The sequence below is a fragment of the Polaromonas sp. P2_G11 genome (assembly GCF_056403595.1).
Genome location: NZ_JBFUFE010000001.1, coordinates 1,236,981 through 1,251,582, shown reverse-complemented (window position 1 = coordinate 1,251,582; position 14,602 = coordinate 1,236,981). Strand labels below are relative to the sequence as shown.

15 protein-coding genes are annotated in these 14,602 nt (G+C 63.7%); 8 read left to right on the top strand and 7 right to left on the bottom strand.

Annotation, left to right across the window (positions count from 1 at the left end; translation table 11 throughout):
• The first annotated feature begins 58 nt into the window (after positions 1-58).
• Positions 59-1,018 (top strand): LysR family transcriptional regulator, encoded by a 960-nt coding sequence (locus tag AC1DWQ_RS06060; RefSeq protein ID WP_477668814.1) that lies wholly within the window; start codon positions 59-61, stop codon positions 1,016-1,018.
• A 109-nt stretch (positions 1,019-1,127) separates the two neighbouring features.
• Here the strand turns inward: AC1DWQ_RS06060 and AC1DWQ_RS06055 are convergent, their stop codons facing one another.
• The 7 genes from AC1DWQ_RS06055 to AC1DWQ_RS06025 all read right to left on the bottom strand — a co-directional run bounded on the left by AC1DWQ_RS06055 (position 1,128) and on the right by AC1DWQ_RS06025 (position 7,341).
• A complete protein-coding gene (locus AC1DWQ_RS06055) occupies positions 1,128-1,589 on the bottom strand; it encodes a universal stress protein (protein WP_477668813.1) in 462 nt (153 codons plus the stop codon).
• 163 nt (positions 1,590-1,752) lie between these two features.
• Positions 1,753-2,679: a carbamate kinase gene (arcC, locus tag AC1DWQ_RS06050; RefSeq protein WP_477668812.1), complete on the bottom strand. Its 927-nt coding sequence runs from the start codon at positions 2,677-2,679 to the stop codon at positions 1,753-1,755.
• Positions 2,676-3,674 carry an ornithine carbamoyltransferase gene (argF, locus tag AC1DWQ_RS06045; protein ID WP_477668811.1) on the bottom strand — a complete coding sequence of 333 codons (999 nt, stop codon included), beginning with the start codon at positions 3,672-3,674 and terminating at the stop codon, positions 2,676-2,678. The genes arcC and argF overlap by 4 nt, the downstream gene beginning before the upstream one ends.
• 41 nt (positions 3,675-3,715) lie before the next feature.
• Positions 3,716-4,924, bottom strand: coding sequence for an arginine deiminase (locus AC1DWQ_RS06040; protein ID WP_477668810.1), 1,209 nt, complete (start codon positions 4,922-4,924; stop codon positions 3,716-3,718).
• The gene (gene arcD / locus AC1DWQ_RS06035; RefSeq protein ID WP_477668809.1) at positions 4,924-6,405 is read right to left on the bottom strand and encodes an arginine-ornithine antiporter; all 1,482 of its coding nucleotides are present in this window, start codon (positions 6,403-6,405) and stop codon (positions 4,924-4,926) included. Before arcD ends, AC1DWQ_RS06040 begins: the two co-directional genes overlap by 1 nt.
• Positions 6,406-6,432: 27 nt before the next feature.
• Positions 6,433-6,855, bottom strand: a complete 423-nt coding sequence (locus AC1DWQ_RS06030; RefSeq protein ID WP_477668808.1) for a universal stress protein — start codon at positions 6,853-6,855, stop codon at positions 6,433-6,435.
• 42 nt (positions 6,856-6,897) lie between these two features.
• On the bottom strand, positions 6,898-7,341 hold the full coding sequence (locus tag AC1DWQ_RS06025) for a universal stress protein (RefSeq protein WP_477668807.1): 444 nt from the start codon (positions 7,339-7,341) through the stop codon (positions 6,898-6,900).
• Positions 7,342-7,444: 103 nt separating this feature from the next.
• Here AC1DWQ_RS06025 and AC1DWQ_RS06020 point away from each other — a divergent pair, with 103 nt between their 5' ends.
• The 7 genes from AC1DWQ_RS06020 (at position 7,445) to ccoG (ending at position 14,597) form a co-directional block, all read left to right on the top strand.
• Entirely contained in the window at positions 7,445-9,739 is a 2,295-nt protein-coding gene (locus AC1DWQ_RS06020) for a heavy metal translocating P-type ATPase (protein ID WP_477668806.1), read from the top strand.
• Positions 9,740-9,877: a cbb3-type cytochrome oxidase assembly protein CcoS gene (ccoS, locus tag AC1DWQ_RS06015; protein WP_431095040.1), complete on the top strand. Its 138-nt coding sequence runs from the start codon at positions 9,740-9,742 to the stop codon at positions 9,875-9,877. It begins immediately after the preceding gene.
• A 65-nt stretch (positions 9,878-9,942) separates the two neighbouring features.
• On the top strand, positions 9,943-11,376 hold the full coding sequence (gene ccoN, locus AC1DWQ_RS06010; protein ID WP_477668805.1) for a cytochrome-c oxidase, cbb3-type subunit I: 1,434 nt from the start codon (positions 9,943-9,945) through the stop codon (positions 11,374-11,376).
• 21 nt (positions 11,377-11,397) lie between these two features.
• The gene (ccoO, locus tag AC1DWQ_RS06005; protein WP_457281526.1) at positions 11,398-12,027 is read left to right on the top strand and encodes a cytochrome-c oxidase, cbb3-type subunit II; all 630 of its coding nucleotides are present in this window, start codon (positions 11,398-11,400) and stop codon (positions 12,025-12,027) included.
• Between the two features lie 11 nt (positions 12,028-12,038).
• Positions 12,039-12,176, top strand: a complete 138-nt coding sequence (locus AC1DWQ_RS06000) for a cbb3-type cytochrome oxidase subunit 3 (RefSeq protein WP_477668804.1) — start codon at positions 12,039-12,041, stop codon at positions 12,174-12,176.
• Positions 12,177-12,244: 68 nt separating this feature from the next.
• Positions 12,245-13,162, top strand: coding sequence for a cytochrome-c oxidase, cbb3-type subunit III (ccoP, locus tag AC1DWQ_RS05995; protein ID WP_477668803.1), 918 nt, complete (start codon positions 12,245-12,247; stop codon positions 13,160-13,162).
• Between the two features lie 7 nt (positions 13,163-13,169).
• Entirely contained in the window at positions 13,170-14,597 is a 1,428-nt protein-coding gene (gene ccoG / locus AC1DWQ_RS05990) for a cytochrome c oxidase accessory protein CcoG (RefSeq protein WP_477668802.1), read from the top strand.
• Positions 14,598-14,602 lie beyond the last annotated feature (5 nt).

Sequence of the window (14,602 nt, the reverse complement as noted above, 5' to 3'; positions counted from 1 at the left end):
GCTGTGATCGTAGGCACTATCCATTGACTGTTAAATACATCTCTGATAAACACAATGTATGTTTAAAGCAAACAATCAAGACGAGGGCGGCCTCGGCGGACTGGGAAACCTGAGGCGCCTGGCCTACTTTGCGGCGGTGGTGGAAACCGGCTCCTTCACCGCGGCTGCGGATCGCTTGGGGATCACCAAGGCCGTGGTCAGCCAGCAGGTTGCGCGGCTGGAGCGTGAATTCCGGACATCGCTGCTCGTCCGCACCACACGCAAGGTGCAGCCCACCGAACTGGGGCAAGCCTTCTACCTGCGTTGCGCACTGATTCTGCGCGAGGCCGGGGACGCCTTCGACGACCTTGCCGAAACCTCGGCGGAGCCGTCCGGCATGCTGCGGCTCACCGCGCCTTTCGACTATGGTGTCGGCGTGGTGGTGCCTGCCATCGCCGCCTTTACCCGGCGCTACTCCGCGTGCAAGGTCGATGCCGTCCTCACCGACCAGACGCTGGACCTCATGTCGGGCAACATCGAACTGGCGATACGTGTCGGCTGGCTTGCTGAAACCAGCCTGCAGGCGCGAAAAATTGGTTCTTTCCGGCAACTGCTCGTGGCGTCGCCGGCCATGAAGCCGCAATTGGCGCGGCTGACCGCCCCGCAAGAGATCGCCGGCCTTCCCTTCATCGCCAACACCGCTCTTCGCGACCACCTGACATGGAATTTCTCGCTCAACGAGGGTGAGCGCCAGGCCGTTAGCGTGCAGGCCTCGATTTTTCTCGACGCCACGCTTGCCGTGCGCGAAGCCGTGTTCCACGGCGCGGGGCTTTCGGTGCTGCCGGACTATGCGGTAGCGGGTGATCTTGCGGCCGGCCGTCTCATACAGGTCCTGCCGCAATGGCGCCTGCCTTCTGGCGGCATCCATGCCGTGTTTCCGGCCGCGCGCTTTCGTCCCGCGAAGGTCCGTGCCTTTGTCGACTTGCTGGCAGACAGAGAACAACAACGGCAGGCCGCCAGCGCGTCAAATGAAAGCTGACGCCCGGCCTGGCGCGTGGTCGACATGGCGACGATATTCCGCTCCGAGGAGTGCTATTGTTTTGATAGCTATTCGCGCACGTTTTTCATGCCTTGCAGCTATTTTTCGTTTAAGCCTGCGCTGACGGTGAATCGCGGACGACCAGAACAGGCACCGGCGCCAGCCTCAGGATCTGCTCGGCGCCACTGCCCAGCAGCACCCGCCCCAGGCCGCGTCGGCCGTGGGAGCCGACCACGATGAGATCGGCGCCCCAGAGCCTGGCCGCCTCTGCCACCGACTCTCCCAGGCGCTTGCCCGGTTCATCACAAAGCACCTGGCTTGCCGTGACCCCGGCCGATTCGGCGATGGCCGTGGCATCCGTCAGGACCTTGGCGCCGCTCTCGCGCATCATGCCAACCAGATCAGCCGACCAGGTGCCATAGGGGTCGACTCCGCCCAGATAAGCTGCCTCATTGAAGGCGTGCAGCAGCCGTACGCTGGCACTGGTCTCGCGCGCCATCGCCAGGCCGGCGACAAGGGCCTTGTTGGAAGTGTCGCTGCCATCCACAGGAATCAGGATTCGCTTGAACATGGTGAATGCCTCATGTGAGTTGAAACGTCATCCATGGTGGCGATTTTTGGGAGCCGCATGTTGATGCGGGTCAATGTGGATGGATTCGCGACGGACGGTGGGGCTTCCAGGCGCAGGCCAATCGATTTGCTGCGCTCCACGCATTGGCTGTAATAACCGGGTCTTAGTCCGCGGTGTCTCCGTGGGGGCTGACCTCGGTACCGGCCCGGCCCGCCAGCATCTCCTCGATTTGGGTCAGTGAGCCTATGAGCGCCTTCTTGCCGGACTTGGACACAAAACCGGTGGCGGCCTGCACTTTGGGGCCCATGGAGCCTGCAGGGAAGCTATGGTCTAGCAGTTCCTGCGGCCTCACCTTGCCAACGGCGCGCTGCGACGGCGTTCCCCAGTCAAGATAGACCGCATCCACGTCAGTGGCAATCACCAGGCAGTCGGCCCCCAGTTCGTGCGCGAGCAGGGCGCCTGTCAGGTCCTTGTCGATCACGGCGTCGATGCCTTGAAGAGAACGCCCGCCGGCAGCGCGCACCACCGGGATGCCGCCACCACCCGCGGCGATCACCACCGCCTCATGCTGCAGCAGCCAGCGGATCGGGTCCATGCCCAGCACACATGTTGGGAGAGGCGAAGCCACGACGCGCCTGAAGCCTGCCCCGTCCGGCGCAACATGCCAGTGCATGGCTTGCGCAAGCCGTCCTGCTTCTTCTTCCGTATAGACAGGCCCTATAGGTTTGGTGGGTTTCCCGAAAGCCGGGTCGGCTGGATCGACTTCCACGCGCGTGAGCAGGGTGACCACGGGGCGCCCGGGTGGAAGATGGTTGGCGAGTTCCTGCTCCAGCAGGTAGCCGATCATGCCTTCGGTTTGCGCGCCCAGGATATCGAGTGGATAGGGCGCCACTGCCGCGTAGGCCGAGTTCTGCAGGGCCAGCAGGCCTATTTGCGGCCCGTTGCCATGCGTCACCACCAATTCATGCTGCAGTGCGACGCGGGCCAATTGGGCCGCCACGCCCTGGATGTTTTCCAGCAGGTGCTGCGCGCTGAGTGACTGGCCCCGGCGCAGCAAGGCATTGCCGCCCAGCGCCACGACCAGCTTCATGCGAGGGTGGCCACGAGTACGGCCTTGATGGTGTGCATGCGGTTTTCCGCCTGCGTAAACACAACGGACGCATCGGACTCAAAGACCTCATCGGTCACCTCGATTTCGCTGAGGCCGTAGCGCTCGTGGATCTGACGTCCCACTTCAGTATCCAGGTTGTGAAAGGCCGGCAGGCAATGCATGAAGCGGGTCCTCGGCTTGCCGGTGGCCTTCATCAGGGCGCTGTTGACCTGGAAGGGCAGTAGTTGCTCGATGCGCAGTTTCCAGGTGTCGTCGGGCTCACCCATGGACACCCAGACGTCGGTGTAGAGAAAGTCCGCGCCCTTGACCGCTTCGGTTGGATCGTTGCTGAGGGTGATGCGCGCGCCTGTTGTCCTGGCCAGTTCTCGCATTTCGCTCACCAGTTCGGGCGGTGGCATCAGTGCCGCGGGAGCGGCGATGCGCACGTCCATGCCCATCTGCGTGCCGCCCACCAGCAGCGAACAGCCCATGTTGAAGCGGGCGTCGCCCAGGTAGCAAAAGGACAGTTCGTGCAGCGGCTTTTCGCCGAACTCCTGCATCGTCAGCAGGTCTGCCAGCACCTGGGTCGGGTGCGACTCATCCGTGAGCCCGTTCCAGACCGGGACGTGCGAGAAGCGCGCGATTTCTTCCACCACCGTCTGGTGAAAGCCGCGGTACTCGATGCCGTCATATAGCCTGCCCAACACCCGGGCAGTGTCCTTGAGAGACTCCTTGTGCCCCAGCTGCGAACTGACCGGGTCGATGTAGGTCACATGGCCACCCTGGTCGTGCACTGCGACTTCGAAGGCGCAGCGCGTGCGGGTGGAGGCTTTCTCGAAAATCAGCGCGATGTTTTTGCCCTTGAGGCGGGCGAGCTCGTTTCCTGCATATTTGGAGCGCTTGAGCTCGGCGGCCAGGTCCAGCAGGAAACGGATGTCCCGCGGGGAGAAATCCTTGAGGTCCAGCAGGCTGCGGTTGTGAAGATTGAAGCTCATGAATGGCCGTCTTTCGTGGATGCCTCAATGGCGGGAAAGGATCAGGCGGCGTCGCGCTCAATCGGGCAGGACATGCAGTGGCTGCCGCCGCGGCCACGCCCCAGCTCACCGCTGGGGATGGTGATGACTTCGACGCCGGCCTTGCGCAGCAAGGTGTTGGTGTGGGTGTTGCGGTTGTAGGCCATGACCACACCGGGCGACAGCGCCAGCACGTTATTGCCGTCGTCCCACTGTTCGCGTTCCGCCTCGTAGGCGTTGCCGCCGGTGGCGACGACCCGCAACTTCGGCAGGCCCAGGGCTTGTGCGAGGACGTCGAGAAATGGTTCGGCTTCCGCCCTGACGTCGAGTGAGCCTGGTTCATCGCCGGGTCTGAGGCTGAACACACGTACGGCCTGCACAATATCCGGGAACACAGTCACCAGATCCCGGTCGCAAAAGGTCAGCACCGTGTCCAGGTGCATCGCGCCGCGTGATTTGGGCAACTGGGCAGCCAGCACGCGGGTTGCGGCGCCGCGGGCAAACAGGTTGCGCGCGAGCTGGGTCACGGCCTGCGGCGAGGTCCGCTCGCCCATGCCGATCAGCACCAGGCCCTGGCCCAAGGTCATCACATCGCCTCCCTCCAGCGTGGCCTGCGGATGCGGCTGCTCCGGGTCGCCCCACCATTCAGTCACCTTGCCGGCGTACGCAGGGTGGAAGCGGAAGATCGCCGCCATGAGCAGGCTTTCCTGACGGCGAGCGGGCCAGTACATGGATCCCAGCGCCACACCGTCGCCAATCCAGCAACTGCTGTCGCGAGTGAAAAGGGTGTTGGGAAGGGCGGGGAGCAGCAGGTCCGATGGGCTGGCGCAGGCGGCCGTGAGGCCGGGCAGCTTGAAAGGCAGGTCCGCCGGCGTCAGCCCGCCGATCAGGAACTCGGCCAGGCGAGCCGGTGGTAGTTCCTGCAGCCAGGGCCGCAGCACCCCCGCAGCTTCAAAGTCAGTGCCGGCAAGTTCGCGGTCCAGCAGCCGATCGCGCGCCAAGGGGTTGCCGAGCGTGACCGCCAACAGGTCATGCAGTTCCAGCACTTGCACGCCTTGCTCTGTCATGGCGCTGGTGAACGCAAAGTGATCGTTTTTGGCCTGGGCGACCCACATCACGTCGTCAAACAGCATGTCCCGGCAGTTCGCGGGTGTCAACCGCATGTGCGCCAGGCCCGGCCTGCAGACCAGCACCTTGCGCAGCCGGCCCGTTTCTGAATGAACGCCGGCCATCACAGACTCAACTGACCGGTGGCGAGCATCCAGCCGGCCACCACTGCGAGCGCGAGCACGGCTGCGAGCATGGCTTTCTCGCCAGCGGTAAAGGGCTGTTTGTTGCTCTGCCGTTTGGCGATGAAGTACAGGGCCGCGCCGGGGGCATAGAGCAGGGCGCTCAGTAACAGGTATTTGGCGCCGGCGGCATACAGCAGCCACAGGCAGTACACCGACGCGAGCGCGGCCACCGGCAGGTCCAGGGACCCGCCGGCGTTGGCTTCCCTCGTTGGGCCCTCACCGCGCAGCAGCACCTTCAGGCCGTAAAGCGCGCTGAAGAGGTAGGGCAGCAAAATCATCGCGGTCGACAGCGAGATCAGGGCCAGGTAGGAAGCCTTGGAAACCAGCGTGACAATAAGGAAGATCTGAACCATGGCACTGCTCAGCCACAAGGCATTGGCCGGAACGCCCTTGCCGCTTTGGCGGCCTAGCCATTCGGGCATCACGCCGCTGTTGGCCGGTGTGAAGAGCGACTCCGCGGCGAGCAATGTCCAGGCCAGGAAGCCACCGCCGACGGAAACGATGAGGCCGACATAAATCAGCACAGCGCCCCAGGTGCCCACGGCTTTCTCAAGCACGCTGGCCATGGAGGGATTCTTCAATCCGGCAAGTTCGGGCTGCGTGAAGATGCCCAGGGACAGCAACGAGACGGCCATCAACAGTGCCAGGCAGATCAGAAAACCAATCACCGTGGCCTTGCCGACGTCCTTGCGCTGCCGCGCGCGCGCCGAATAGACGCTGGCGCCTTCAATCCCGATGAACACCCACACCGTCACCAGCATGGTGCTCTTGACCTGGTCGAGCACCGAGCCGAGTTTGGCGCCGCCCCAGAAGTCCAGGCTGAAGGTGGGTGCCTGGAAAGCGGCGGCAGCCAGCACGATGAACAGCAGCAAGGGAATGACCTTGGCGACTGTGACAATTGCGTTGACCCAGGCGGCGGTGTTGATGCCGCGCAGCACCAGCGCATGCACGACCCACAGGACTATCGATGCTCCGGCCACGGCTGCGGGCGTGTTGCCCTCGCCAAAAGCCGGAAAGAAATATCCGAGCGCGCCGAAGGCGGCCACCAGGTAACCGACATTGCCGATCCACGCGCTGATCCAGTAACCCCAGGCCGAGTTAAAGCCGATGTAGTCACCCGACAGCGCGCGCGCATAGGCGTAGACACCGTTGTCCAGCTCTGGCTTTCGCAGGGCCAGCATCTGGTAGACACGCGCCAGCACCAGCATGCCCGCGCCCGTGACCAGCCAGCCTATCAGGATGGCGCCAGCGCCAGCGCCAGCCGCCATGTTTTGCGGCAGACCGAAAATGCCGCTGCCGATGATGGAGCCCGTCACCAGCGCGACCAGCAGCCCCAGGCCCAAACCGCCTTGCGCCTGCCGTGTGGTGGGAATGGCCCGCGGCGGCGACACGGGGGAGCGGGTATTTGACAGTGTGTTCATGGCATGCCTTCCGTAAAAGATGAGTGGTTACTTGACCAGCAGCACCGGCACGTCGACGTCTGCCACCACGCGTTGGGCGACGCTGCCGAGCAGGGCGCGGCCCAGCAACCCGTGGCCGTGCGTGCCCATGACCAGCATGTGCACCTTTTCACGCTTCACCGCCTGCGCGATTTGTGTGGCCGGCGTACCGGTGACCCAGGAGGCCCGGAAAGTAATGCCGTGGCGTTTGAGAAAGCGTTCTATGGGCTCCAGCACTTTCTGGGCTTCATCGCGGTGGTAGGCATGTACCGTGGCGGCGCCCACCATGGACTTGACGCGAGGAGGAACAGCGATCTGTACATTGAGCACAATCAACTCTGCCTCGGGCCCCATCAGGGTTTCGTGAGTGACCAGAAAGGCGAGGGCCTTTTTTGTGAACTTGCTGCCGTCAACGGCCAGAAGGACTTTCATGGTGTTCTCCAAGTGCTTTTTCAGCGGGGATTCGGCGCCGATTCAACGCAGGACGAGCACGGGAATGGTGCTGTGCGTGAGTACCTGCTGGGTCTCGCTTCCGAGCAGGATGCGCGAGAGACCTTTACGGCCGTGTGATGCCATGACGATGAGGTCGCACTTGTTCTTTCTGGCCGCGGCCAGGATGGCGGTGGCGACGAGGTCGGATTTGGCGATCACGGCCTTGGCCTTGACACCTGCGGCCTCCGCAGACTTCTGCACCGCGTCGGCGACGGCCTGACCCTTGTCGGCCCATTCCTTTTCGATGCGGCCGACTTCCTGTGGCGAGATGGTGGCGCCGCCTTCGAAGTAGCTCATGGGATAACGCGGCACGACGTTGAGCGCCACAAGGCCGGCGCCCAGGGACGCGGCAAGTTCGATGGCGTCCCTGACCGCTTTTTTGGAAAGCGTGGAGCCGTCGGTGGCAACAAGAATGCGCTTGTACATGGTGGTTCTCCTGTGTTGATGTGCCGCAGTCTAGGAGCGCCGCTGCGACCCTGGATTGATCCATATCAAGGGCGCGGCACTCTGCGCTGGCTAAGCTGTCGTCATGCAAGCCGCACCCTTCCTGACCGCCGGCCCGGCGCAGCCCGCCATGCCTGACGCCGCCGCGTGGAGCGCGCTGGACGAGCCGGCCGAATGGGAAGGCTTCAGCCGGCCGGTGCCGGGGCGTGAAGGTTGGTGGGAGTCCTGCCTGGTGATCGAGGGCATGCACTGCGCGGCCTGCGCGCTCACGATCGAGGAGGTGCTCCGCAGGCTGCCCGGCGTGGATACGGTCGAAGTCAACGGTGTTAATGCCACGGCGCGGCTTCAATGGCGGCCGCAAGCCACACGCCCGTCTCTCTGGATGGCGGCATTGCGCCAAGCTGGCTACGGCGCCTTGCCGGCGGGCGACCTGCTGCTGGCCGGCCGCAGGGTACAGGCCCAGCGCGTGATGCTGTGGCGCTGGCTGGTGGCGGGCTTTTGCATGATGCAGGTCATGATGTATGCCGCGCCGGCCTACCTTGCGCCGGCCGGTGAGATCACGCCCGACATCCAGGCGCTTCTGGGATGGGCCTCCTGGGTGCTGACCTTGCCGGTGTTGCTGTTTTCCTGCTGGCCTTTTTTCTCGGCGGCGCTGCGCGACCTGCGGAACCTGCGCATAGGCATGGACGTACCGGTGGCGCTGGGCGTGCTGATTGCCTTCGGGGCCAGCACGGCCGCGACCTTTGACCCGGCCAGCGCCTGGGGCGAGCATGCCTCCTATGACTCGGTGCCCATGTTTGTGTTTTTCCTGCTCTCGGGCCGGCTGCTGGAGCAGCGCCTGCGGGACCGCACCGCCGGTGCGCTGGACGCGCTCATGCGGCGGCTGCCGGACAGCGTGGACCGACAGGAAGCCGACGGCAGTTTCCGCGCGGTGGCCGTCCGCCGCCTCGTGCCGGGCGACCTGGTTCGCGTGCTGCCGGGGCAGGCCTTTCCCGCGGATGGGGCGGTGGAGGGTGGCGAGAGCCGCGTTGACCAGTCGCTGCTGACGGGCGAATCCAAACCCTTGCTGCGGCGGGTGGGCAACGGCGTCATCGCCGGCAGCCATAATCTCACGGGGGTGTTGCTGGTGCGCGTTGAGCGGGTTGGGCCGCAAACCCGTTACGCCGAAATCGTCGCCCTGATGGAGCAGGCCTCGGTCGAAAAACCCGGCCTGGTGCAGTTGGTGGACCGCATCGCCAGCCCTTTTCTGGTGGCTGTGCTGATGGCGAGCGCCGTCGCAGCCGTGTGGTGGTGGCCTTTTGGTCAGGCGCATGCGATGGCGGTCGCGGTTGCGGTGCTCATCGTGACCTGCCCTTGTGCCCTGTCGCTGGCCACGCCGGCGGCCATGCTGGCCGGTGCGGGCGCGTTGGCACGGCGTGGCGTGCTGGTGCGCAAGCTGCAGGCGCTGGAAAGCTGCGCGGCCATCGACACCGTGATCTTCGACAAAACCGGCACACTGACGGAAGACCGCATGCAGGTCGTCATGGTCCATGTGCCTGCCGGTGGGAATCGCGACGAGGCCTGTGACTGGGCGGGTGCGCTGGCCAGGCATTCGTTGCATCCGGTCTCACGCGCCATCGCTGCCCGTTTTCCCGCGACGGATTGGGTGGCCAGTGAAGTGGAGGAGATCACAGGTCGCGGCCTGCGCGGCAAGGTCGCCCGGTTGGATGGCAGCGAGCCACACTACCTCTACCTGGGGTCGGCCTTTTTTTGCCGCGTGCCTGTACCGGGGCGTGATGTGCCGGTGCTGCAGGCCCATCTGTCCGACGGTGACCATTACCTCGCGGGTTTCGAGCTTGACGAAGCGATGCGGCCCGACGCGGCCCAGGCCGTGGGCGACTTGCTCAAACTCGGTGTCCGCGTGCAGCTGCTTTCGGGCGATACTGGCCAGGCAGTGGCTCACCTTGCGCGCCGGGCCGGCATCGAATGGTGCTTTGGCGAATGCACGCCGGAGGTCAAACTGGAACATGTGCGCCGCCTTCAGCGCGAGGGCCATCGCGTCATGATGGTGGGCGACGGCATGAACGACGGGCCGGTGCTGGCCGTGGCTGATGTGTCCGTCGCCATGGGCCAGGCCGTGCCGGTGGCCCAGGCCAGGTCGGATTTCATCATGACCGGCAACCGGCTGCTCACGGTGCCAGCCCTTGTCGCGCAGGCGCGGCGCACCCGGGCGGTAGTGCGGCAGAACCTGTTGTGGGCAGCGGTTTACAACGCGGTCTGCGTACCGTTGGCGATCTTGGGCTATATGCCGATCTGGCTGGCCGGCTTCGGCATGGCGGCGAGCTCCTTGCTGGTGGTCGTCAATTCCGCGAGGCTGGCGCGCGGCGTGTCGGAACACTGAATGGACATCCTGTTTTTACTGATTCCGCTGTCTGTAGTACTGGCGTTGCTCATCATCGGAGCGCTGGGCTGGGCGGTATGGCGAGGTCAATTCGAGGCGCTTGAGCAGGAAGCCGAGCGCATTCTTCACACTGATTGACTTGCATCAAATGGCGCGACCCACGCCGCATCGACACTTTGAAGCATCAAGACAAAAGGTGCTTCATGAACGAAGAAACGACACGAGGGATCGCCTATCACGACACGGTGGTTCGCCAGTTTTCACTGGCGGCGGTGCTCTGGGGCGTGGTGGGCATGGGGGTGGGCCTGTTCATCGCCGCCCAACTGGCATGGCCTGAACTGAATTTCGGCGTTCCCTGGCTCAGCTATGGCCGGCTCAGGCCGCTGCACACCAATGCCGTCATCTTCGCCTTCGGCGGCTGCGCATTGATCGGCAGCAGCTACTACGTGGTCCAGCGCACCAGCAGCGTGCCGCTGTTTGCACCGCGGCTGGCCGCCTTTACTTTCTGGGGCTGGCAGCTGGTCATCCTGGGCGCCGCGATCAGCCTGCCGCTGGGCTACACCACCGGCAAGGAATACGCCGAACTCGAATGGCCCATCGACATCCTCATCACCCTGGTCTGGGTGTCCTATGCCATCGTCTTTTTCGGCACGCTGGGAATCCGCAAGGTCCGGCACATCTACGTGGCCAACTGGTTTTACGGCGCCTTCATTCTGGCGGTAGCGGTACTGCATGTGGTCAATAGCGCGGAGATTCCGGCCGGCTGGATGAAATCCTATTCCGCTTATGCAGGCGTGCAGGACGCGATGGTGCAGTGGTGGTACGGCCACAACGCAGTGGGTTTCTTCCTCACCGCGGGCTTCCTGGGCATGATGTATTACTTCATCCCCAAGCAGGCGGAGCGGCCGGTCTACAGCTACCGCCTGTCCATCGTCCACTTCTGGGCGCTGATCTTCACCTATATGTGGGCGGGCCCGCATCACCTGCACTACACGGCCTTGCCTGACTGGACGCAATCGGTGGGCATGGTGTTCTCGCTGATCCTGCTGGCGCCCAGCTGGGGCGGGATGATCAACGGCGTGATGACGCTGTCCGGCGCCTGGCACAAGCTGCGCGACGACCCCATCCTGCGCTTCCTGATCGTGTCGCTGTCCTTCTACGGCATGAGTACCTTCGAGGGCCCGCTGATGTCCATCAAGACCGTCAATGCGCTCTCGCACTACACGGACTGGACCGTGGGCCACGTGCATTCGGGCGCGCTCGGCTGGGTGGGGCTGATTTCCATGGGCACGCTGTATTACCTGATCCCCCGCCTGTTCGGGCAAAAGCAGATGTATTCGATGCGCGCCATCGAGGTGCATTTCTGGACCGCCACCGTGGGCATCGTGCTGTACATCGCCGCCATGTGGATCGCCGGCGTGATGCAGGGCCTGATGTGGCGCGCCGTCAACGCCGACGGAACCCTGACCTACACCTTTGTCGAAGCGGTCAAGGCCACCTATCCCTTCTATGTGGTGCGCTTCTTCGGCGGGCTGCTGTACCTGGGCGGCATGCTGCTGATGGCCTGGAACGTCTGCATGACGGTGGCCAAGGGTCGCCCCGTCCGGGTGCTGGTGCCCGCACTGGCCCACGCATAACAAGAGAAGAAAGTACATCCCATGAAAGACGAAACTCCCTCTGCGGCCGGCTTCTCGCACGAGAAGATCGAAACCAACAACTTCCTGATGATCATCCTGATCCTGCTGGTGATCGCCGTCGGCGGCCTGGTGGAAATCGTGCCGCTGTTCTTCCAGAAGTCGACCACCGCGCCGCTCGAAGGCGTCAAGCCCTATGGAGCGTTGCAACTAGCCGGCCGCGACATCTACCTGAGGGAAGGTTGCTATAACTGCCACTCGCAGATGATTCGCCCGTTTCGCGCAGAGACGCTGCGCTATGGTCACTATTCGGTGGCCGGGGAATTTGTCTACGACCATCCCTTCCAGTGGGGCAGCAAGCGCACCGGGCCCGACCTGCACCGCGTGGGCGGCAAGTACACCGACGAATGGCACCGTATCCACCTGAACAATCCGCGCGACCTGGTCCCTGAATCCAACATGCCGGCCTATAGCTGGCTGGAGAAGAAACCCGTCGACCCCGCCGACATGGCGCCCCGCATGACAGCACTGCGCAGGGTGGGGGTGCCTTATACCGACGCCGAAATCGCCGAGGCCGCCGGTGTGGTGAAGGGCAAGACGGAAATGGATGCCCTGGTGGCCTATCTGCAAGTTATGGGCAAGGCCCTGAAGTAAAGGAGAGCACCATGGACGTCAACACGCTGCGCATCATCGCAACCCTGCTGTGTTTTGCCACCTTCGTCGGCTTGCTGGTGTGGGCCTATTCCAGCCGCAACCACAAACGCTTTGAAGAGGACGCAAAGATCCCCTTCCTGCAGGACTAGGGGAACCGCGCCATGCAAACCCTCTTCACCGGTTTTTTCTTTACCGCACAACTCATCAGGTGTGACGTATGAGCGATTTCACTGACAACTTCTGGTCCTGGTATGTGGCCGCGCTGACCCTGGTCGGCATCCTCGGCGCCTTGGTCCTGCTGTGGGCCACGGCCCGCAAAAAGATGCCCGAGCGCAGCGACAACACGACGGGTCACGTCTGGGATGAAGACCTGCGCGAGTCCAACAACCCGATGCCGCGCTGGTGGATGTGGCTGTTCGTGATCAGCGTGATCTATTCCTTGCTCTACCTGGTCGCCTACCCGGGCCTTGGTGCTTACCCGGGCGAAATGGGCTGGAGCACGCGTGGCGAATACAACACCGCGATGGAAAACGCAAACAAGGAACTTGCGCCGCTGTATGCCGGCTTCACTGCCAAAGGCGCGGACGAACTCGCGGGTGATGCCAATGCCATGGCGGTGGGCGAGCGCCTCTTCATGAACAACTGCGCCCAGTGCCACGGCTCGGACGCACGCGGCAGCAAGGGTTTTCCCAACCTCGCTGACAACGACTGGCTGCACGGCGGCTCAACCGAAAAAATCAGGGAAACCTTGACCTTGGGTCGCAAGGGTCAGATGCCGCCCATGGCGGCCGCTGTAGGAACGCCTGATGATGTCAAGAACGTGGCGAATTATGTGCTGAGCCTTTCCGGTGGTCCCCACGATTCACTGCGCGCGCAGCTCGGCAAATCCAAATTCACCGCCTGCGCGGCCTGCCACGGCATGGACGGCAAGGGCAATACCGCGATAGGCGCGCCCAACCTTGCCGACGACATCTGGCTGCACGGCTGGGGAGAGCAGGCCATCGTTGACATTGTTAACAAAGGCAAAACCAACGAGATGCCTGCGCAGGCCGGCAAGCTCACGGAAGCGCAGATCCATGTGTTGACAGCTTACATCTGGGGACTCTCCAACAAAGCCGCTGCGGCAAAACTTTGAGGCGACAGTGACCCAGCTGCCACTGCGAAAAATCATTCCCATCGTGCCGGCGGCGGAGCCGGCAGGGGAGTCGCTGTACGAGGCGCAAAAGAAAATCTACCCGCGCTCCGTGAGCGGGCTTTTCGCGCGCTGGCGCTGGGCATTCGTCATCTTGACCCAGCTGTTTTTCTACGGCTTGCCGTGGCTACAGTGGGGGCAGCGCCAGGCGGTGCTGTTCGACCTGGAGGCGCGGCGCTTTTATCTATTCGGTTATGTGCTGTACCCGCAGGACTTCATCTACCTGACCGGCCTGCTGGTCGCCAGCGCTTTGTCGCTGTTCCTGTTCACGGCGGTGGCGGGCCGCCTGTGGTGCGGCTTTGCCTGCCCGCAGACGGTCTATACCGAAATCTTCCTCTGGATAGAGCGCAAGGTGGAGGGCGACCGCACGGCCAGGTTGCGGCTGGACGGCGCCCCTTTCTCCCTGGAAAAACTGGTCAAGAAGTGGTTCAAGCACATCCTCTGGATAGGTGTGGCGATGTGGACCGGCTTTACCTTTGTCGCTTATTTCGTGCCGGCCCGCGAGCTGATCCTGCAGTTCCTGCAGACCAAAATGGGTGGCTGGGAAATCTTCTGGGTCCTGTTTTACGGTTTCGCCACTTACGGCAATGCCGGTTTCCTGCGCGAGCAGGTGTGCAAATACATGTGCCCCTATGCGCGTTTTCAGAGCGCGATGTTCGACAAGGACACGCTGATCGTGAGTTACGACCCCGCGCGGGGTGAACCGCGCGGCGCCAGGTCGCGCCACGCCGACGCCTCGGCATTGTCTCTGGGCGCATGCGTCGATTGCACCCTGTGCGTGCAGGTCTGTCCAACGGGCATAGACATTCGCGAGGGCCTGCAGTATGAGTGCATAGGCTGCGCCGCCTGCGTGGACGTGTGTGACGGCGTGATGGACAAGATGGGTTATGCACGAGGCCTGATCCGCTTCACGACCCAGAACGCGCTGGCCGGGAAATGGAGCGCTTCGCGCATGCTGCGCCGGGTGCTGCGGCCGCGCGTGCTGGTCTACACCACGCTTCTGGGCGTGCTGTGCCTGGCGCTGCTGTGGAGCCTGGTGGCGCGCATGCCGCTGAAGGTTGACGTGGTGCGCGACCGCGCGGCGCTGTCGCGCATCGTTGCCGGTGGGCGGCTGGAAAACGTGTACCGCCTGCAGATCATGAACGCCACCGAGCAGCCGCAGCGCTACACGATTGCGGCTGCCGGACTGGAGGGCCTGACGGTCGCCTCCGAGGCCGAGGTCAGCGTGGGACCCACCGAATCCCGCTGGGTCGCGGTGCGGCTGCAGATTCCCTACGGCTCGGCGCCGGCCGGCTCGCACGCCATCGTGTTCCGTGTCGGCGATGAGAGCGGGCGCGCCCACGTCGAAGAAAAGTCCGTGTTCCTGGTTCCGCGATGAAAGGC